Annotated in this window: 10 protein-coding genes and 1 tRNA gene; 8 read left to right on the forward strand and 3 right to left on the reverse strand. The window is 70.7% G+C overall.

The features are described 5' to 3' along the window. The first annotated feature begins 166 nt into the window (after nt 1–166). Together PLE19_18685 and PLE19_18690 are read left to right on the forward strand one after the other, a co-directional pair. The gene (locus tag PLE19_18685) at nt 167–1,189 is read left to right on the forward strand and encodes an asparagine synthase-related protein (protein ID HPD16980.1); all 1,023 of its coding nucleotides are present in this window, start codon (nt 167–169) and stop codon (nt 1,187–1,189) included. A gap of 103 nt (nt 1,190–1,292) precedes the next feature. Then, entirely contained in the window at nt 1,293–7,004 is a 5,712-nt protein-coding gene (locus PLE19_18690; protein ID HPD16981.1) for a hypothetical protein, read from the forward strand. Nucleotides 7,005–7,399: 395 nt separating this feature from the next. Here PLE19_18690 and PLE19_18695 read toward each other — a convergent pair whose 3' ends face one another. The 3 genes from PLE19_18695 to rplM form a co-directional block, all read right to left on the reverse strand. Further along, nucleotides 7,400–8,215, reverse strand: coding sequence for a sugar phosphate isomerase/epimerase family protein (locus tag PLE19_18695; protein HPD16982.1), 816 nt, complete (start codon nt 8,213–8,215; stop codon nt 7,400–7,402). A gap of 306 nt (nt 8,216–8,521) precedes the next feature. Beyond that, the gene (rpsI, locus tag PLE19_18700) at nt 8,522–8,941 is read right to left on the reverse strand and encodes a 30S ribosomal protein S9 (protein ID HPD16983.1); all 420 of its coding nucleotides are present in this window, start codon (nt 8,939–8,941) and stop codon (nt 8,522–8,524) included. 19 nt (nt 8,942–8,960) lie between these two features. Further along, nucleotides 8,961–9,395, reverse strand: a complete 435-nt coding sequence (gene rplM, locus PLE19_18705; GenBank protein ID HPD16984.1) for a 50S ribosomal protein L13 — start codon at nt 9,393–9,395, stop codon at nt 8,961–8,963. 129 nt (nt 9,396–9,524) lie between these two features. On the opposite strand from rplM, the gene PLE19_18710 reads away from it, so the two are divergent. The 6 genes from PLE19_18710 (at nt 9,525) to PLE19_18735 (ending at nt 19,440) form a co-directional block, all read left to right on the forward strand. Further along, a tRNA-Leu gene (locus tag PLE19_18710) sits at nt 9,525–9,612 on the forward strand. A gap of 368 nt (nt 9,613–9,980) precedes the next feature. Beyond that, nucleotides 9,981–12,464 carry a DUF6055 domain-containing protein gene (locus tag PLE19_18715; GenBank protein ID HPD16985.1) on the forward strand — a complete coding sequence of 828 codons (2,484 nt, stop codon included), beginning with the start codon at nt 9,981–9,983 and terminating at the stop codon, nt 12,462–12,464. Between the two features lie 12 nt (nt 12,465–12,476). After that, the gene (locus PLE19_18720; protein ID HPD16986.1) at nt 12,477–13,523 is read left to right on the forward strand and encodes a metallophosphoesterase; all 1,047 of its coding nucleotides are present in this window, start codon (nt 12,477–12,479) and stop codon (nt 13,521–13,523) included. A 213-nt stretch (nt 13,524–13,736) separates the two neighbouring features. Beyond that, nucleotides 13,737–14,189: a hypothetical protein gene (locus PLE19_18725; protein ID HPD16987.1), complete on the forward strand. Its 453-nt coding sequence runs from the start codon at nt 13,737–13,739 to the stop codon at nt 14,187–14,189. Between the two features lie 326 nt (nt 14,190–14,515). Further along, nucleotides 14,516–17,305: a hypothetical protein gene (locus tag PLE19_18730; GenBank protein ID HPD16988.1), complete on the forward strand. Its 2,790-nt coding sequence runs from the start codon at nt 14,516–14,518 to the stop codon at nt 17,303–17,305. A 275-nt stretch (nt 17,306–17,580) separates the two neighbouring features. Then, the gene (locus tag PLE19_18735; GenBank protein HPD16989.1) at nt 17,581–19,440 is read left to right on the forward strand and encodes a hypothetical protein; all 1,860 of its coding nucleotides are present in this window, start codon (nt 17,581–17,583) and stop codon (nt 19,438–19,440) included. Nucleotides 19,441–19,819 lie beyond the last annotated feature (379 nt).

Consider the following 19,819-nt stretch of genomic DNA (forward strand, 5'->3'; position numbering starts at 1 on the left):
CGGCTCGTCCGCCGGGTCGCCGCCGAGTGCCGCTTGCGCCCCAGCCGCTCCCCGACTACCATAGAGGCAGGGGGCGGCCCCAGGAGGCCGACACCCAGGCACATCTCCGGCGCGCGACGCGCCGGCTCCCCAGGTGCGGCCGGAACCTCCCCGAGGCACGCAGGTTATGAAGGTTCAAGCCATCGCTCTCCTCTCCGGCGGGCTGGATAGCTCGCTCGCCATCCGCCTGATGCTCGACCAGGGCGTCGAGGTGGAGGCCCTCCACTTCGTCTCGATCTTCAACGCCACGGCGCCCGAGACGCCGTCGCTGCTGCGGCCGCTGCGGGTGGCCCGCCAGCTCGGGGTGCCGCTCAGGCCCCTCCGCTTCACGGCCGAGCAGCTCGCCATCCTCCGCGACCCGGCCCACGGCTTCGGCTCGCAGATGAACCCGTGCATTGACTGCCACATGGCCATGCTGCGCCTGGCCGCTGAACGGATGCGGGAGACGGGCGCCCAGTTCATCGTCACCGGCGAGGTGGTGGGCCAGAGGCCCATGTCGCAGCGCAGCTTCGTCCTCCACCGCATCAGCGAGGAGACGGGCCTCGGCGGCCTCATCTTGCGCCCCCTCTCGGCCAAGCTCCTGCCGCCCACGATCCCCGAGGAGAAGGGCTGGGTGGACCGCGAGCGGCTGCTCGACCTCCACGGCCGCTCGCGCAAGCCGCAGCTCGAGCTGGCCCGCCGCTACGGCCTCACCGAGCACGGCTCGCCCGCCGGCGGCTGCCTGCTGACCGACCCCGGCTTCGCCGCGCGCCTCCGCGACTACTTCGAGCACCTGGGCGGGGCCGAGCCCGACCTCGGCGACCTGCACCTCCTCAAGTACGGCCGCCACTTCCGCCTCGACGCCGCCACCCGCCTCGTCATCGGCCGCGTCCACCGCGAGAACGTCACGCTCTTCACCTTCTCGCGGCCCACCGACCTGTTGCTGACGACCCGCGACGCCCCCGGCCCGACGGCCCTGCTCCGCGGCAATCAGGCCGCCGAGCACCTCCGCACCGCCGCGGCCCTCACCGCCCGGTACTCGAAGCTCCGCGGCGAGCCCCTGGTCGCCATCGAGGTGCGCCCGGGCCGCAGAGGCCCCGAGCAGCCCGTCCGCGTGGTGGAAGTCGCCCCGGCCTCGGAGGCCGGCGGCGGCCCCCTGCGCATTGGGTGACGGGGCCGGCCTCGCCCGCCGAAAATCAGGTTTGAACGCCGGCACCCTCTTTGATAAGGTATAGGAAGCGGCTTGGTTCCAGAGGCGGCGAGCACGCAACCTGATGTCCCGCTTCCTGCACGTCATCCCGACCCTGTTGCTGCTGGCGCCCCCGCTGCTCGGCGGCTCCGTGCCGCTCGTGGGCGTGGAGTGCGAGCTGGCCTCGCGCCTGCGCGGCCCGGCGCGCCTGCACCGCGACAGCGGCGCCTCGCAGGGCCAGTGCCTCGAGCTGGTGGGCGAACGCGCGGCGGCCCTGCTCAAGGTGCGCGCACCGGCCACCGGGCGTTACACCGTGTGGGCCCGCGCCCGCGCCGTCGGGGGCGAGCCCGTCGCCGTCTCCGCACGGGATGACGGCCAACGGCTCAATGCCGCCGTTCCGGACGATGCCTGGCAGTGGGTGAACCTGGGCACGATGGCGTTGGCGCGCGGCACGCGCGAGCTGCATCTCACCGCCACCGGCGCCCTGCGGCTCGACCAGCTCGCCCTGGCCGGCAGCGCCGACTACACGCCCGAGGGCGCCCTCGATACGGCCGGCGCGTCCGAGGCGTCGCTCCGCGAAATCTACTTCTCCGACGACTTCATGCGCACCGCCCGCGAGGCCGGCGTGTGGCAGACGGCCAGCGGCAAGTGGGCCGTCACCGAGCTGCGCAAGCGCGAGCGCTTCGACGCCACCCGCAGCGCCAACGCCTTCTCGTTCCTCGGCCAGGGCACCGAGGCGGCCCCGGCCCTTGCCGTGACCGGCTATCCCTCCTGGCGCAACTACAGCATCGAGAGCGCCGTCCGCTCCCTCGGCGGCCAGGCCTTCGGCCTCGTCATCCTGCGCCAGGACGACGCCAACTACTACCTCCTCCGCTGCGACCCGCGCGCCGGCGTCATCGAGCTGCTGCGCTGCCTCGACGGCGTCACCGACCGCCTCGACGCCTGCCAGGGCCAGCTCCGCACCGACGACTGGTTCCTCTTCCGCCTCGAGGCCTGCCACGGCGAACTCTCGGCCAGCATTGACGGCCACCCGCTGCTCCGCGCCACCGACCACACGTTCCTCGAGGGCCTGCCCGGCCTCTGGTGCGCCGACCCCACGGGCGCCTACTTCGACGACGTGCTCGTCCGCAGCCTCGACCTGCGCGTCGAGCGCTTCGAGAGCCCGGCCCTCGACGGCTGGGACGCGGCGGGCGACTGGGCCCCCACCCGCGGCGGCGTGCGCGGCGCCGGCACGCTCCTCCAGCGCGACGCCTGGGGCGACTTCGAGCTCGAAACCACCCTCCACCCCTCGAACGGCGAGGCCGGCCTGCTCTTCGACTGGCGCGGCGAGGGCCACTACGCCGCCGCCGTCTTCGCCGCCGGGAAGCTCGAGGTCCGCGAAGTGCGCGACGGCCGGGCGACCACCCTCGCCTCCGCCCCGCTGCCCCGGAACGGCGGCCCGCGGCCCCACCGCATCCTGCTTACACAGCAGCGCGGCCGCGTGAGCATCGCCCTCGACGGCGCCGCCGCCCTCTCGACGCTGCGGCCACAGGCCGGCGCCGGGCGGGTGGGCCTCTTCGCGGGGGCGCCCGCGCGCTTCGGGGCCGTGCGTCTCGCGCGCGCCCAACGCGCGGTCCCCGTGCGCGTCCACAACCGCATCTTCGCCGGCGAGGACACGATGGAGGCCTGGGCCTCCGCCGCCAGCGACTGGCAGCTCGCCGCCCCCGCCGCCGCCCGCACCCTCGCCTGGCACGAGATCGAGCACTGGGGCGATTGCACCGTGCGCTGCGACCTCGGCCAGCCGCCCAGCCTGCCCGGCAAGCTGGGCCTCGTCGTGCGCGCCGACGGGCAGCAGCCCGAGACCGGCTACCAGCTCGTCGTCGAGCCCCAGGCCGGCGGCCCGCACAAGCTCACGCTCCTCCGCGCCGCGCAGCCGGTGGGGCAGGGCACTGCTCCCGCCGGCGCCCGGGCCATCGAACTGCGCTGGATCGCCGACTGCGCCGCCGCCTTCGCCGACGACGCCCTGGTCCTCTGGCACCGCGACCCCGCGCCCCTGCCCGGCCGCCGCGCCGCCCTCTGGGCCGAAGGCTGGCGGCCCGCCCTCGAACAGTGCGCGGTCCACAGCGAACGCGTGCTCGACGATTACTTCGAGACGGCCCCCGTCGCCTGGCGCGTCGCCAGCGGCACCTGGGAGATGCAGAACCGCTGGACCTGTTCGCCCCAATGGTCGTGGATGGGCGGCAGCTCGCCCGACGCCGCCGTGCTGTGGAACAAGCAGCGCTTCCGCGGCGACCTCACCGTGCACTTCTTCGCCGCCTTCCAGATGATCAAGCGCGACAGCCGCATCTACCGCCCGGGCGACCTCAACGTCTCGCTGTGCGCCGACGGCCAGAACCCCGCCTCCGGCTACTCCTTCATCTACGGCGGCTGGAACAACACCGCCACCGCCCTCCTGCGCCGCGGCCAGATCGTCGCCTCCACCACCAAGCTGGCCCTGCGGCCTCCCACGCTCCTCGACAGCACGCCCGAAACCAACAGCCTCCACCGCAAGTGGTGGCACATCGCCATCGAAAAGCACGGGCCCACGATCGCCTGCTTCGTGGACGACGCGCTCGTGCTCGAATACACCGACCCCGAGCCCCTCGACGCCGGCAGCGTGTGCCTGTGGACCCACGACAACTCGGTGATGATCGCCCGCACCTGGATCGCCTACCAGGACACCCTCGGCGCGGAGGACCCGCTCCGCCCGCGGATCGCCGCCCCCATCCCCGCGCTGCCCCCGCCGCCCGAGATCGCCGCCGCGCACAAAGCCCTCCTGCACGACTTCGAGGACGGCGCGGCCAGGTGGGCCGGCACGCCCGGCAGCTCCGCCACCCGCCTCGAAGCCCGCGACGACGGCTACGCCCTCGCCGTGACCAACCCGCGCTCCGGCGGCCCCTTCGAGCTCAAGATGCCTCTCGGCCCCTTCGACGCCATGGCCTACGCCCGCCTCACCTTCGATTATCGCTTCCCGCCCGAGGCCAAGGTGAACCTCCACCTCAAGATGAACGGCCGCCGCCACGCCGTCCTCCTCACCAACCCCGAGGCCCGCCCCGCCGGCGTGCCCATCCTGGGCGCGGCCCCCCTCCAGGCCGACGACGCCTGGCACACCGCCGACGTGGACCTGCGCGCCCTGCTCCTCCGCTGCTACCCCGCCGCCGCCGCGCTGCCCGTGGACGAGGTCGCCCTCAGCACCCTCGACAAGGCCAACTACCTCACCGCCGGCATCGGCGGAAACCCCGCCGGCGTCACCTACCGCCTCGACAACGTGCGCCTCTGGGCCCCCGGCCCGCCCGACGTCCGCTTCACCTGGGCGCCCGAGACCGAGGCCAGCGTCGTCCTCGACCGCAGCCCCGCCACCCTTCCCGCCGACGACAAGACCCTCAAGGGCGGCGTGTTCGAGCAGACCGGGCTGGCCGACGGCCTCTGGTTCTTCCACCTGCGGGCGAGGGCCGCCGACGGCGGCTGGTCGCGCGTCGCCCATCTGCCCATCCTCGTGGACACCGCGGCCCCCACCGTCGTCGCCTCCAACCCCGCGCCCGGCGCCCGCTCCTCCGCCAGCGTCGTGGGCATTGACCTCGCCGACGAGAGCGGCATCGACCCCAAGACCCTGCGCCTCACGCTCTTCGACCAGGACCAGCCCGTGCAGATCGTGCCGTCCGACCCCGCCGCCTCGTTCACCCCCGGCCCCGCCACCTACGACCCCGTGGCGAAGCACGTGGCCCTCGACCTCTCGCGCCTGCCGCTCGCCTTCGAGGACGGCCAGGAGATCAAGCTCACGCTCGCCGCCGCCGACTTCGCCGGCCACGCCATGGCCCCCTACGCTCTCACCTGGCACTACGACCGCAGCGGCGACAAGGAGCCCCCGCGCCTCACGCGCCTCGACGCCTCCCACCCCTGCCTGTGCGACGACGACTTCGAGACCGGCCTCGGCCAGTGGGCCGCCACCCCCGAATACTCGCTCATCGAGCGCGACGCCTCCACCGCCGCCTCGGGCCGTTACTCGCTCCGCATCTACAACCTCCACGCCGCCGGCCCCTTCACCGTCACCATCCGCTCCACCCCCTTCGACGCCGGCCGCTACCCGCTCGTCTCCTTCGACTACAAGGTGCCCCCCGGCCTGCGGGCCGACTTCGTCCTCACCATCGCCGGCGTCCCCTACACCATCCGCTTCACCGACCCCAACGGCACCAACTGCATCGGCGCCGTGCCCGAGGTCCAGGCCGACGGCCAGTGGCACCACACCGAATTCAACCTCCACGAAATCCTCACCACCGCGCTCCCCCAGGCCGCCAGCTACACCATCACCGCGCTCCAGCTCGCCGACACCGGCTTCCTCGGCAACGCCGACGGCGTGGAATACCACCTCGACAACTTCCGCATCGCCCCCGCCGCCTCCACCAAGGCCGGCCCGCTCGAATGGAAGCTCGCCGCCGCCGACCCCAGCGGCATCGCCGCCTTCCAGCACAGCCTCACCGCACTGCCCGGCGCCCCCAAGTGGGTCGAATCCCCCGAGCCCGCTTGGCAGTTCCGCGACCTCGGAGCCGGCCTCTTCCAGTTCGCCGTCCGCGCCCGCGACCGCGCCGGCAACTGGTCCGAACCCCTCCAGCGCACCGTGCTCGTAGACGACCAGCCCCCCGCCATCCAGAACGTCGAGCCCCAGCCCGGCGCCCGCTCCGCCGACGGCCGCATCCGCGTCCAGCTCGCCGACAAGCCCTCCGGCATCCACCGCGAGAAGACTACCCTCACCGTCGCCGGAACCGCCTACCGCCTCACCGACCCCGGCGTCACCTACGACGCCCGCACCGGCACCCTCACCTGGGACGCCGCCTTCCTCGCCAAGCCCATCACCATCGCCGACGGCCAGGACGTCCCCGTCGCCCTCCACACCGAGGACAACGTGGGCAACGCCGCCGACCGCGCCTGGACGTGGAAGATGGACTACTCGCTCGACAAGACCCCCCCGCCCGAGCTCTACGTCGCCAGCATCCCCTCGAACTGCCTCGTCCGCAACACCTTCGAGGACGACGCCGGCAGCTTCGCCGCCTACGGCGGCTACGGCGAGCTCGAGCGCGTCACCACCACCGCCGCCACCGGCCGCTACTCGCTGTGCACCATGCCCACCCGCGAGGGGCGCTACTTCAGCTTCTACGCCTACAAGGCCGCCTTCGACGCCGCCAAGCACCCCATCCTCAGCTTCGACTACCGCATCCCGCCCGGCCTCGCCATCAACCTCCACCTCCACAACGCCTCCGGCTGGCACGCCATCAAGCTCACCAGCCCCTCCACCTACTACCCCGTCGTCGGCGAAGTCCCCATCATCTCCGACGACAAATGGCACCACGCCGAGATTGACATCCTCCAGTTCCTCAAGCCCGCCACCCCCGGCGCCTCCTGCCCCATCCGCTACGTGCTCTTCGCCGACTTCGGCGGCCACACCGCCCGTCCCGGCCTCCGAATGTACCTCGACAACTTCACCATCGCCGAGCGCGAGAGCGGCCAGAACCTCCGCTTCGAATGGAACGCCGCCGCCGACGCCACCGGCATCGCCGGCTACGCCTACGCCCTCGACCAGGCCCCCGCCACCCAACCCGCCAACCTCGCCGGCCCCGCCGCCACCGCCGCCTTCCAGGGCCTCAAGCCCGGCAACTGGTTCTTCCACCTCCGCGCCTGCGACGGCGCCGGCAACTGGGGCCCCGTCACCCACTTCCCCGTCGTCGTGCCCGCGCCTCCGCCGCCCGCGCCCCCCGCGCCGTCCACGCCGCCTCCCAAGCAGTAGCCGGCCTGCGCCTCTGTGGCTCCCGTCTTCCGCTCATACTTGCTCATCGCCCGGACAGGCCCGGAGCTTCTGGAACCACGAGAATCGCCCGTTCTCGCCCCTCCACCCATACTTGCTCACCATCCGGGCAGGCGCAGTATGGCCGGAACCGCCACAATCGCCCAATCTCGCCCTTCCACCCATACTTGCTCACCTCCCCCCACTGCCTTGAGCAAGTATGGGCGCTCGCCCGGGGGGCGGCCTCTGCCCATACCCCATCGCCCGCAGGTGCGAATGGCGTGAAGACAAGGCACCGCCGCCCGAAGGCTGGACTCCGAGCGAGTTCATTACCTGTTGGGATTCCAGCCTTTAGGCGGTCTTCTCCTCTGGTGGGCGAGTGACCGGTTGCCTGATCTTCACGCCAGTCGTGACCGACACACATACCCCTGCCGGCACTGCTCCTCGAGGAACTGCTTGGCCTTGAGGATGTCGGCGACGGGGTCGTCGCCCGCCTCGCGCTCGATGGTGAGATAGCCGGCATAGCCGACGTCGCTCAGCGCCGCGAGGTAGGCTTCCCACGGCACCTGGCCCTCGCCCAGGGGCGCCTCGGCCTTGGTCTTGTCGGGGCGGCGGACGCCGTCCTTGGCGTGCGTGTGCACGATCAGGCCCGCCAACTCGTGCACGCCCCGCACGGGGTCGAAGCCGTTCATCACCAGGTTCGCGGGGTCGAAGTTCACCTTCAGGCCTTCGCAGTGGAGGCCGCTGAGGAACTGGCGCAGGGCCGTTGCGTCCTCGGGGCCGGTCTCGCAGGCGAGGCAGGCGCCGCGCTCGGCGGCGTAGGTGCCGATGGCAAGGAGCGCCTCGGCGATGGTGCGGCGGGCCGGGGCGTCGGGCTCGGCGGGCACGCGGCCGATGTGGCTGGTGTGCACGGCCACGCCGAGGTCGAGCCCGAGGTCCACCATGCGGCGGGTGCGCCCGATGCGTTCGTCGAGCGTCGCCGGGTCGGCGTAACCGCCCAGCTCGACGCACAGGGCGCTGAGCTCGAGGCCGCGGTCGGCCACGAACTTGCGGAACTCGCGCCGCGCGCTCCGCGGCAGGTTCTCCGGCGCCAGTTCGCCCCCGGTGACGTAGGCCTGGATGCCGTCGAAGCCCATCTCCGCCGCCTTCTGGATGCCGCCGCGTACCCCCAGGCGAAAGCAGTCAATCAACACGCCGAGCCTGAACGCAGCCATCGGGTGTCTCCACAGGGGCAATCGCACCTCAGCCCGATGAAGCGGGGGTTCGTAGGGCGGCCTTCAGGCCGTGTCTTCGGCGCCGGATACGGGCTGAAGCCCGCCCGCGAACGTCCCCATCCTCCCGGGCGTGTGCCTGAGGCGGGGCTTCGTTCGGCGGAAGTGCGGTTTCGCGCCCCGGCACTCGCCCCTACCATGCCACACAAGGGGCGAGGCTGCAAGCGAGGAGAGGGGGGCCGCCGACGAAAAGACCCGCCGCGGGCTGGGGGCCGCGCGGCGGGTCGGATGGGCCATGGGCCGTGCGCTCTAGCGCTTGGAGAACTGGAAGCGGGCGCGGGCACGCTTGCGGCCGTACTTCTTGCGCTCCTTCTCGCGCGAGTCGCGCGTCAGGAAGCCCTCCTCCTTGAGGCGCGCGTGGGCCTCGCGGTCCACCTTCACCAGCGCGCGGGCCACGCCGAGCAGCATGGCGCCGGCCTGGGCGGCCACGCCGCCGCCCTGGATGGTGGCCAGGACGTCGTACTTGTTGGCCGCCTTGACGGCGCGGAGCGGCGCGCGCACGGCGTTCTGGAGGCGCTCGATGGGGAAATACTCGTCGGCCTCGCGGCCGTTGACGAGGATGCGGCCGGTGCCGCGGCGCAGGCGCACGCGGGCGACCGCGGTCTTGCGCCGGCCCGTGCTCCAGCACAGGTCGGCGGCAGCAGCGGTGGGGGCAGCGGTGGTGGACACGCGGGGTCTCCTTCGTGGGTCACGTCACGTCGAGCGGCTGGGGGTTCTGCGCCGCGTGGGGATGGTCGGCGCCGGCGTAGATCTTCAGCTTGCGGAGCATGTGGCGGCCCAGCGGGCTGTGGGGCAGCATGCGCCGCACGCTCTCGCGGATCACGAGGTCGGGCTTGGTGGCCATCACCTCGCGCATCGTTCGGCTCTTGAGGTGGCCGGGCCGGCGCGACAGGGTGAGGTACTGCTTCTGGTCCAGCTTGCGGCCCGTCACCCGCACCTTGGCCGCATTCAGCACGATCACGAAGTCGCCCGTGTCCACGTGCGGCGTGAAGGTGGGGCGGTGCTTTCCGCACAGGACGGTGGCCACGCGGGTCGCCAGGCGGCCCAGCACCTTGCCGTCGGCATCCACCACGTGCCACTGCCGGGCAATGTCGCCCGCCTTGGCCATAAAGGACTTGGTCATCTGGTCACTCCGATGATGTCGCCTCGGACCTTGGGAACCCCCAATTCTACCGATCCAGGCCCCCGGAGTCAACGATCTTTTTCTTGACAACCCGAAGCGGAGTGGCTAGACTATAGGACCCTGCCCCGAGCCGAAGTGGCGGAATTGGCAGACGCGCTAGGTTCAGGACCTAGTGGCCGTTAAGGCCTTGGGGGTTCGAGTCCCCCCTTCGGCACCACCCCTGAGTCTCCATCCCCCCTTGCTTCCGGGAACGGCACTGAGCCGAGGCGCTTCGCGCCCTGGGCCTGTGGAGCGCCGGGGCTGGCCGGATCGCGGCGAGGGCCCTCCACAGGGGGGCGAGGGCACCGGAGCCCCAGCGTGCTGGCCGAGGAATCCGGTGCAGGAGGCCCAGCGCGAAACGGGCCGTTGGGTCGGCCCCCCGGACGCGCTCAGGGGCTTGCGCCGAGTGGTTCACGACCGGAAAGCGGCTTGCGTGGCAAGCGGCGGCTGTGCTAGGCTGGGGATGGTGCCAGCCGGCGCCCATCGCGTCGTGCGGACGGCTGGCGGTGTTCTCGGTCTCTGCTTGCTTCGCAAGGAAAACGCCCTGTGAAACGCAGCCTGTCGTGTCTCGCCCTCTGCCTGGCCGTGGCCGTCTCCGTGTTCGGCGAGGACGAGTACCTCGTCAACTACATGATGTACCCCGAGGGCACGCCGGGCGTGAACCGCGTGACCTCGAAGCACTTCTGCGTGGTCTACGGCGACCACGACAAGAAGGGCCTCTGGTCGAAGGAGATGGCCGAGGGCACCCTGCGCAACCTGGAGGCGCTCTGGACCGTGTACGTCGAGAAGCTCGGGTGGACGCCGCCCAGCGAGTGCCGCGACCCGAAGGCCCCGTTCCACCACAACGGCAAGAAGTACAAGGCGAACCTGATGGTGCTGATGACCGGGCTGCCGAAGCACGGCGAGGGCGGCGGCGCCTGGATGAGCGGCCACGAGGGATTCGCCTATCTCATGCTCGATTCCGCCTACCTGCGCGTGGACCCGCCGAGCTGGGCCACGCCCCACGAGTTCGGCCACGTGATGGAGATGCATCAGAAGGGCGGCTTCTGCAACAACCCGTGGTCGGGCTGCTGGTGGGAGACGTACGCCAACTGGCTCCGCGAGCGCTACCTCTACGACCCCGCCTACCCCAAGGCCCCCGAGACCGACTTCTGCTGGCCCTACCTCGAGACCTGGCAGATGGTGTGGCCCCACGGCCGCAACTTCTACCACTGCTGGCTGTTCCCCCACTACCTGGAGGAGAACCCCGACAAGCTGCCCGCCTATGGCACAGGCTTCAACAGGCGCATCTGGAACGAGTCGCTCCAGAACGAATACCCCGTCCACACCATCATCCGCCTCAGCTCGCTCGACACGTTCAAGGCGGCGCTGGGCCGCTTCGCGGCCCGCATGGCCACCCTCGACCTCCAGCAGCAGCGGATCTACCTCGAGAAATTCGGCAAGGAGATGAACGACTACCGCCGCCGCACGCTCTACACCGAGCTGAAGCGGGTGCCGGACAGGGCCGGCTGGTGGCGCGGCCCCATCGAGCACGCCCCGCAGCAGATGGGCATCAACGTCATCCAGCTCGTGCCCGAAGCCGGCGAGGTGAGGGTGACGTTCGAGGGGCTCGCAGAGCCCGAGCGAGGTTCCGACTGGCGGGCCGGCCTCGTCGCCGTGGACGCCCAGGGCCGCGCCCGCTACTCCCCGCTCTGGAGCCGGGGCGCGGGCACCCTGAAGCTCCAGGCCGACGAGAAGACGCTCTATCTCACCGTGGCGGCCACGCCCGACCGCTTCGAGCCGGTGAACCTCAACGCCGCGACGGAGCAGCCCTACGAATCGCACCCCGGCCGCGCCCGCTTCCCCTACGAGGTGCAGATCGAAGGCGCGCGGCCCTGGGAGACCGTCCCCACGCCTCCCGCCGATGTGAAGGGCGGCAGACACCCGAACGGCGGCGGCTTCGTGGCCGACACGGCGAGGGTGGATGACACGGCCTTCGTCGGCCCCAAGGCCCTCGTCCTCGGGCGGGCCAAGGTGCTTGGCTCGGCCCGCGTCGAGGACCACGCCGTCGTGCGCGACGAGGCGACCGTGCAGGATCGCGCCGTGGTGCGCGGCCACACGACCGTGACGGGCAAGGCCGTGGTGAAGGATGACGCTCGCGTGGGCGGCTACGCCTGGCTTCAGGAGGGGGCCACCGTGGCCGACCACGGCAGGGTCCTGGAGCACGGCGTCGTGGGCGGACGCGACGCCCTCGTCGCCGACTACGGCATCGTCAAAGGCTGCGCCTGGGCCTACGGCAAGGTCATCGGCACCGGCATGGCCGACGGCGACTTCAACACCGGCTCCACGGTGGCGAAGGGCGTGGCCTTCAGTTGGTGGTGGGGCACGCCGAAGGAGGCCCAGACCTATGCCGATCAGCGGCCGGGCGTGGCCAACCTCTACGCGGCCTACGACTTCGCCGCGCCCAGCGCCTGCTACGCCCGCGACCGCTTCGGCGTCACCCACGGGATCCTGCGCGGGGCGCCCAGGTGGCTCGAATCCCTCGAGGGGCGCCAGGGCGTCCTCACCCTCGATGGCAAGGACCAGTACGTGCTCCTGGAGGACTCGCTGTCGGGCTTCCAGGACATCGAGATCCGCTGCTTCGTCCGCTGGGACGCGGCGGCCGGCCTCCCGCCTGTCGGCCCCGTCTGGTGGTTCGGCGCGGGCGCCGAGCAGTGCATGTACCTCACGCCCTCCAACGCCAACGGGAAGCTGGCCTACGTCATCCGCAAGGGGGGCAAGGTCGAGACGCTCGAAGGCCCCACGGCCTTGCCCGGCGGCTCGTGGCAGCACGTGCGCCTGGCGCTCAGTGGCGACAAGGGCACGCTCTACGTCAACGACAAGCCCGTCGCTGTGGGCAAAGTTACGCTGAACCCTGAGGACATCCAGGCGCCCGACGTGAACACGACCCCCACCGGCGGCTACATTGGCCGCGGAACGATCGGCGGCCAGGAGCGCTGCTTCGCGGGGGCGATTGACGACTTCGAGGTCTACTCCTCCGCCACAAGATGAAAGGACACAGGCGTGAAGGTGACCGGACGATTGACCCTTGCCGGCCTCCTCTTCGCGGCAGCACTCTGCGCGCCGACGCGGGCCGCAGAGAAGCCCCCACGCGACGTGACCTTCATCTCGACCTCCGACTCCCACTACCGCGAGGCCGAGCGCAAGGCGCAGAACGAGCGCAATCGCCTGACCATCCTGGAGATGAACGACATTGCCAAGCGCCTCTGGCCCGAGAAGCTCGGCGGCGACGCCATCGCGCCCCCGCGCGGCGTGGTGATGCTCGGCGACTGCATTGACGACGGCGACCGCGTGGTGGACGGCCGACACGTCTCGCCCGAGCAATACCGGGCGTTCGTGGCCGACTTCGGCCTCGACGGCACCGACGGTGCGCTCAAGTTCCCCGTCTTCGAGACCTGGGGCAACCACGACGGCCCGCCCGAAGGCCAGGAGAAGCAGGGCTTCAGCTTCCAGGCCAACCTCAAGAAGCGCAACCAGGCCCGCAAGGCCAAGGGCCTGATCTCCAACCTGTCGGAGAACGGCCTGCACTACTCGTGGGACTGGGACGACGTGCACTTCGTCCTGCTCGGGCTCTACCCGGCCGACCAGCAGCGGGAAGGCGTCCGCTACTCCCCCGTGTGGCACGACCCGCAGGGCGCGCTCACCTTCCTCAAGAGGGACCTGGCCGAGAAGGTCGCCGGCAGCGGCCGGCCCGTCGTCCTCATGAGCCATTGCGGCGTGGATACCGATTGGTGGGTCCCCGCCGATTGGAAGGACTTCTACGACGCGGCGAAGGCCTACAACGTCGTCCTCTACCTCTATGGCCACAGCGGCACCGGCCTGCGCGAGTGGGCGCCCGAGGGCGAGCCGAAGCGGTGGCAGGCCATCAACGACGGCCAGACCACGAGCGGCTTCTTCGTCATCCAGATCACCGCCGACCGCCTCCGCGCCGCCTATCGCTGCAAGGAAGGGGTGAAGGTCACGCGCAACCCCGATAAGACCGAGTCTTATGAGTGGGACGGCACCTGGGGCTGGCGCTTCCCGCTCGACAGGAAGCTTGGCGGCCCATAGCCTCCTCCTGGGGTTCTCGCGCTCGGGCTGGGCCGGGCACCCTGCGTGGCGGCCATCGCTGACTGCCCGTTGACAGCCCCTTGCCACCCGCCGCGCTTGACTCGGCGCCGCAGGTCCGCTAACGTGTGAGGCAGACGCATGGCCCCTGGCGCCATGGATTCTCAGGGACGCGCCTGTTGCCAGGGAGAGGCGGCCCCCGAAGGAGGCGGAACGATGCGCAGAGGTCTCGCTGTGGCTCTGGCTGGCGTCCTCGCCGTGGGGCTGGTCGTGGGCTGCGACGAAGGCGCGCCCACCCCTGCCCCGACGCCCAAACCGAAAACCGGCCCGGCGAAGGTAGGCACGGCGAAGACGGCGCCGGCGAAGGCGGAAGCGAAGGCGAAGGCCCCGGCCCCAATCACCCTCTGCGGCAAGTGCGGGCAGGTGAAGGGCTCGGAGGACTGCTGCAAGGCCGGCGCGGAAGCCTGCCAGAAGTGCGGCCTGGTCCTCGGCTCGCCCGGCTGCTGCCGCATCAAGAAGGGCGACGACGTGACGCTGTGCCGGGCGTGCGGCCAGGTGAAGGACTCGGCCGAGTGCTGCAAAGCCGACGCCGTGAAGTGCGAGGGCTGCGGGCTCGCTAAGGGTTCGCCCGGCTGCTGCCGCCTCAACAACCTCATGACCGTGAAATAGCCCTTGCCCTCGCACGATGGTCGGCCGCGTGGCGGGGGGACACGCTCTTCTCCTACGTCTCTGCGAAGGGCAGCCAACGTGAACCGCCGACTGGCCCATTGCCCGAGCGCGAGCCTGTAGCGCCCGTGCTTCTCTCCTCCCATGGCCACAGGCGGTGGTGCGGAACGCCACTGTAGAGGACCGGCTACACGCGGCTTCCGCCCCCTCGGCCCTCGGAGCCCCAGCGGCTCACGGTGCCCCCGGCAGGTTCCAGAGCCGCTTATATTCGACGGGCTATCCGCTGGGGCATCTGCGGCCACGAGCCACCGGTTCAAGGAGACGCGACAATGAACAGGCCGAAGAGTGCGGCCCTGGCACTGGCTCTGCTCTGGGTGCCGGCTTGCTGGGCGGCAGCCGCCGAGCCGCCGCCGCCTCTCCTCTGGATCGAGGGGGAGAGCGCGGTCCGGAGCCAGACCCAGCGCAATGCCTGGTTCGACTCCGTCGATCCTGCCGAGCTCTCGGGCGGCGCGCAGATCGGGAGCTTCTCGGAGCCCGGCCAGCCCGAGGGCTGGGCCGAGTACGACCTGGACGTGCCCGCGGCGGGAGCCTGGCACTTCTGGCTCCGAGCCAATCCGTGCACGGGCATCCTCTACAAACTCGACGGGGGCGCGGAGGTGGCACTCGACCCGAAGGCGATGCAGGAGGAAGACAGCAAGAACCGCCGCACGCCAGGCTATGTGCAGAAGGTCCGACAATGGTTCAACGTGGCCGCCGACGGCACCCACGACGCGCGGACGATGACCTGGTACTACCTCGGCACGCTCGACCTGGCCCAGGGCAAGCACACGCTCCGCTTCAGCCTCGGCGGCCGCAAGGAGGAGAAGCGCTTCGCCGCCATAGACTGCTTCGTCCTGACAACCGGCGCCTTCGAGCCGAACTTCCAGTACAAGCCCGGCGAGCAGCCGAAGGGCCTCGTCTCCTTCAAGGAGGGGGAGACCTGGGCGTTCGAGCCGCCGCGCGACGCCTTCTCGCCCGATGCCCTGCTGGACCTGCGCGGCCTCAACGAGCAGGTGGCCGGCGAGCACGGCTTCATCCGCCTGAGCGAGGACGGCAACGACTTCGTCCGCGGCGACGGCCAGCCCATCCGCTTCTGGGGCGGCTCGACCTACACGCAGCGCATCGCCCACGAGAAGAAGGACCAGGCGCCCCTCGAACACCACGCCCGCTTCCTCGCCAAGCGCGGCGTCAACGTCGTCCGCCTCCACGGCGCCATCGAGCCCAAGAGCCCCAACTCGAAGATCACCGACGTGGATGAGAAGGAACTCGACCAGATCCACCGCCTGGTCGCTGCGATGAAGAAAGCCGGCATTTACACCATCATCTCGCCCTACTGGGGCTCGCACTCCAAGCCGCAGCCCGGCTGGGGCGTGGCCGACGCCGGCAACAACTCCCTCGCCGCGCTCGTCTTCTTCGACCCCGTCCTCCAGCAGGGCTACAAGGCCTGGCTCAAGCGCATCTATGCCGACCCCAACCCCTACACTGGCATCCCGCTGGCAAGAGACCCCGCCGTCGCCATCATCCAGCTCCAGAACGAGGATAGCATGCTCTTCTGGACCATGCAGGGCGTGAAGGGGCAGGCATACAAGAACCTCTGCACCCTTTACGGGAACTGGCTGAAGGCAAAGTATGGCTCGCTGGAGAAGGCTCGCGCCGCCTGGAAGGGCGATCGCCACGAGGACGACGACTTCGCCAATGGCCGCCCCGGCATGTACATCGTCTGGTTCTTCACCCTCGACGCCGTCCGCAAGGGACGGTCCACAACGCCGGGCCGGCCCGAGCGACTCGCCGACCAGCTCGAGTTCATGGCCCGCACGATGCACAAGTTCAATGCTGACATTGCGAAGTACCTGCGCGACGAGCTGGGCTGCAAACACCTCATCAACGCCGGGAACTGGCGGACCTGCGACCAGGTGACCGTGGACGACGCCGAACGCTGGAGCTACACGGCCAACGAGGTGATCGGCAAGAACCACTACTTCAGCGGCATCCACAACGGCATCAACGTCGGCTGGCAGATCCTGCCCGGCCAGGTCTTCACCTCCAAGTCGTTCGCCAAAGAGCCGCTCGGCTCGCCCCTGAACCTCCGCCAGGTGGTGGGTCGCCCCTTCATCGTGCCCGAGAGCCTCTGGGTGCCGCCCACCCGCTACCAGAGCGAGGGCCCCCTCGTCGTCGCCGCCCAGAGCTGCCTCACCGGCCTCGACACCTTCTACTGGTTCGCCACCGGCGTGGAAGAATGGCAGCCGCCGATGAACAAGTGGACGTTCGCCCTGCCCACCACCCTCGGCCAGTTCCCCGCCGCCTCGCTTATCTTCCGCAACGGCTACGTGAAGCAGGGGCCGGCCGTCGTGCACGAGGAGAAGGCGCTCCAGGACATCTGGGACCGCAAGCTCCCGCTGATCGCCGAGGAGGGCGCGTGGGACCCCAACCGCGACACGGGCGAGATGCCCGCCGGCACGCCCGTGAAGGCTGCCGTAGACCCGCTGGCTTATCTCGTCGGCCGCGTGGAAGTCGTCTACGGCGGCGACCCGGCGAAGAGCCGGGTGATGGACCTCGCGCCGTTCGTGGATAAGGAGCGGCAGGTGGTCCGCAGCGTCACGGGAGAGATCGCCACCGATCTGGCGCGCGGCGTGTACCTCGTCAACGCGCCCAGGGTTCAGGGCGCGGCCGGCTTCCTCGGCTCGGCCGGCCCCCAGAGGCTGGCCGATGTGACGATCGAGTGCGCCAACCGCTACGCCGCCATCGCCGTCGTGCCGCTCGACGGCAAGCCCATCGCTTCCTCGGGCAGGCTGCTCGTGCAGGTGGGCACCGTGTGCCGCCCCACCGGCTGGGCCGAACGCCCGCTACGCGTGCCGCAGGGCGACGGCACAGTCGAGGGCGCCCGCATCATCCAGGTCGGCGCCAGCCCGTGGCAGATCGAGAACACCCGCGCCGCCGTGGCGATCCGCAACAAGGGCGTGTCGAAGGCCACGGCGCTCGACCCGAACGGCATGCCCGCCGGCGACGTGGCCGTCGAGCGGAGCGCCGACGGCGTGAAGCTCACCCTGCCGCCGAACGCGCTCTACGTGTGTCTCCGGTGAGTCAAGAACCGCCATCCTCGAGGAGCATCGAAGGGCGAAAAGCAGGCCGCCTTCGCCTGAGCCGCGGCGCTCGCCGCCGGACCGCCGAGGCCCGCAGCGCTGCCCGCAGGGCTTGCGCGCCAGCGGCCGCATCTGCCTTGTCCTTGCTCTCTCCCCTCGCCTCGCCACTGCAGGGGAGAGCGGCCCTGCGGAACAAGGACGATGGCCGCGCAAGGCCACTGGTGGCATCGTATCGGGGCCACGATAGACGCCAAGTCGGGTTACGGAGGATGCACATGGCCTGTTGTCCCTCGGTCGTCGCAGCTTGCCTGCTTGCCTCGGCGCTGGCATCGCGCGCGGAGGCGCCGCGGGTGGTGGCGCCCGACCCGGCCAAGCTGCTGATGCTGGATACACGCGTGGTCGAGCGGGCGGAGAACGCACGGCTCGTGCTCGGCTCGCCAGTGAAGGACGAACGCAATCCGCTGCTGCCGTCCGACCAGCCGTGGGAGAACGCGACGAACAACTACTACCCGAACGTGCTGTGGGATGCCGAGGACCGGCTGTGGAAGCTGTGGTACAAAGATGTGCTGGCCGACAAGGAGGCCATCGCGAAGATGGACTCGCCCAGCACGGTGCACGACGTCGGTTGGTACTTGCTCTATGCCACCTCGAGGGACGGGCTGGCGTGGGAGCGGCCCGCGCTGGGCCTCCACAAGTTCGGGGGCAGCAGCGCGAACAACATCGTGGCCCGCGATTGCCCGAACGTGGGGGTGTTCAAGGACCCGCGCGACCCCGACCCTGCTCGGCGCTACAAGATGGTCCACGACGTGGGCCTCGGCAAGCCGCGGGTGCGGTTCAGCCCCGACGGCATTCGCTGGGGCGCCGCACAGGAGGTCCAGGGCTTCGGCGAGCGGCAGGGGGACACGCACAACAACGCCTTCTTCGACGCGCGCCTCGGCAAGTACCTCTGGTTCACCAAACTCTATCTCGGCGAACGCCTGGTCACGCGGCTGGAGAGCGACGACTTCCTCCACTGGAAGAGCAGCGGCCTCGTCCTGCGCAGCACGCTCGACGAGGGACGCGACCACCAGACCTATGCCCTCACCGTGTTCCCCTACGCCAGCATCTGGCTCGGCTACCTGATGATGTACCACGTGGGCCGAGACCGCACGGTGGATTGCGAGCTCGCGTGGAGTCCCGACTCCGTCCAATGGCGGCGGGTGCAGCCCGGGAAGGCGTTCCTCCCCCTCGGCGCGAAGGGGAGCTACGACGGCGGCTGCATCTATGCGCAGGCCGGCCCGCCCGTGGTCCAGGAGGGGCGCCTGCTCATCTACTACGGCGGCAGCCCCACGGCTCACCTGGGGTGGAAGCGTTCCGCCAGCCTGTGCCTGGCGCGGCTGCGGGAAGACGGCTTCGCGTTCTACGAGGCCGAGGACCCCGCCAGGCCCGCCGTGGTCACCACGACGCCCCTGAAGCCCATGAGCCGGCCGCTCCGCGTCATCGCCGACGGCGCCGTGGTTCCTGAGGAACTGCCAGGGAAGGACGGCGCGCTGCGGCTGCGGCTCACGCTTCAGCCCGGAGCGAAGCTCTACGCCATCCAGGGCGCGGCGCTGGTAGACGCCACGCTGCCGGCACCGAGGGCCGAGCCGCTGCCCCGCGTGCCTGCGCGCAAGGACCCGGTGGTGGTCAGCTTCGACCGCGATGCGGAGGGCTGGAAGGGGGTGGACGCCCTCGAGCACCACAAGGAGGGCTACGTGACCATCTCCCGTGCGGGAAACCTGCGCCCCATCGCCTACGGCACGCCGCTGGAGGGCGACTGGCCGACGCTCCTCGGCGGCGACGAGGTGACGATTTCCGCGCGCCTGCGCGCCCCGAAGCCGGGCGGCGCCGTCCGCCTCGAACTCTTCGCCCGCGACCTCGCGCAATGGACCTTCGAGAAGCTGCCGCCCTTCGCCGCCGACTGGCAGACGGTCCGCGTGGCCATCCGCTACGACTGGACGGACGCGCAGGCGCGCGCCGCCGGCTGGGCTCCCTCCCCAATCGGCTTCTCCTGGCGCGACACCGTCCGCCACGCAGGGCGCCTGGTCATCATGGCTGCCGAGTCCGGCGCCCAGGAGCGCTTCGACCTCGACGAGGTGCGGCTGGAGCCGCGCTGAGCACATCGCCCCCGGCCCAAGGGGCCTGGGCTTCTGCGAACCCGTGCGGCGGCAGGGGGTTCCGGGCGGGGCGTCTCAGCCCCGCGAGGAATGCGGACGCTGGGCAGGGACGTCCCGCCTGCCACCGACGGCTCGATCCAGAATCGTGGCGCGTCATGCAGCTCAGAACCCGCGCGGAACGCGGGTGGCGGCGCCGGAGAATCTGCCCCATAACCATATATGCCCCAGTGCCTTACGTCCTCCGGCCATTCCTGCTCACATGCTTGCTCATCCCGCCGATGAGCGAGTATGGCCGGAGCCGCGAGAATCGCCCATTCTCGCCCATCTACCCATGCTGTATCACTCTCCTCCTCACAGGGTTGATACAGCATGGGCAGGC

The organism is Planctomycetota bacterium, assembly GCA_035384565.1.
Taxonomy (GTDB): domain Bacteria; phylum Planctomycetota; class PUPC01; order DSUN01; family DSUN01; genus DAOOIT01.

Excerpts from the sequence above, each read along its gene's own strand:
- PLE19_18725 (HPD16987.1), top strand. The coding sequence starts at position 13,737 with ATGCGCAGAGGTCTCGCTGTGGCTCTGGCTGGCGTCCTCGCCGTGGGG.
- PLE19_18695 (HPD16982.1), bottom strand. The coding sequence starts at position 8,215 with ATGGCTGCGTTCAGGCTCGGCGTGTTGATTGACTGCTTTCGCCTGGGG.
- rplM (HPD16984.1), bottom strand. The coding sequence starts at position 9,395 with ATGACCAAGTCCTTTATGGCCAAGGCGGGCGACATTGCCCGGCAGTGG.
- PLE19_18690 (HPD16981.1), top strand. The coding sequence starts at position 1,293 with ATGTCCCGCTTCCTGCACGTCATCCCGACCCTGTTGCTGCTGGCGCCC.
- PLE19_18735 (HPD16989.1), top strand. The coding sequence starts at position 17,581 with ATGGCCTGTTGTCCCTCGGTCGTCGCAGCTTGCCTGCTTGCCTCGGCG.
- PLE19_18730 (HPD16988.1), top strand. The coding sequence starts at position 14,516 with ATGAACAGGCCGAAGAGTGCGGCCCTGGCACTGGCTCTGCTCTGGGTG.
- PLE19_18685 (HPD16980.1), top strand. The coding sequence starts at position 167 with ATGAAGGTTCAAGCCATCGCTCTCCTCTCCGGCGGGCTGGATAGCTCG.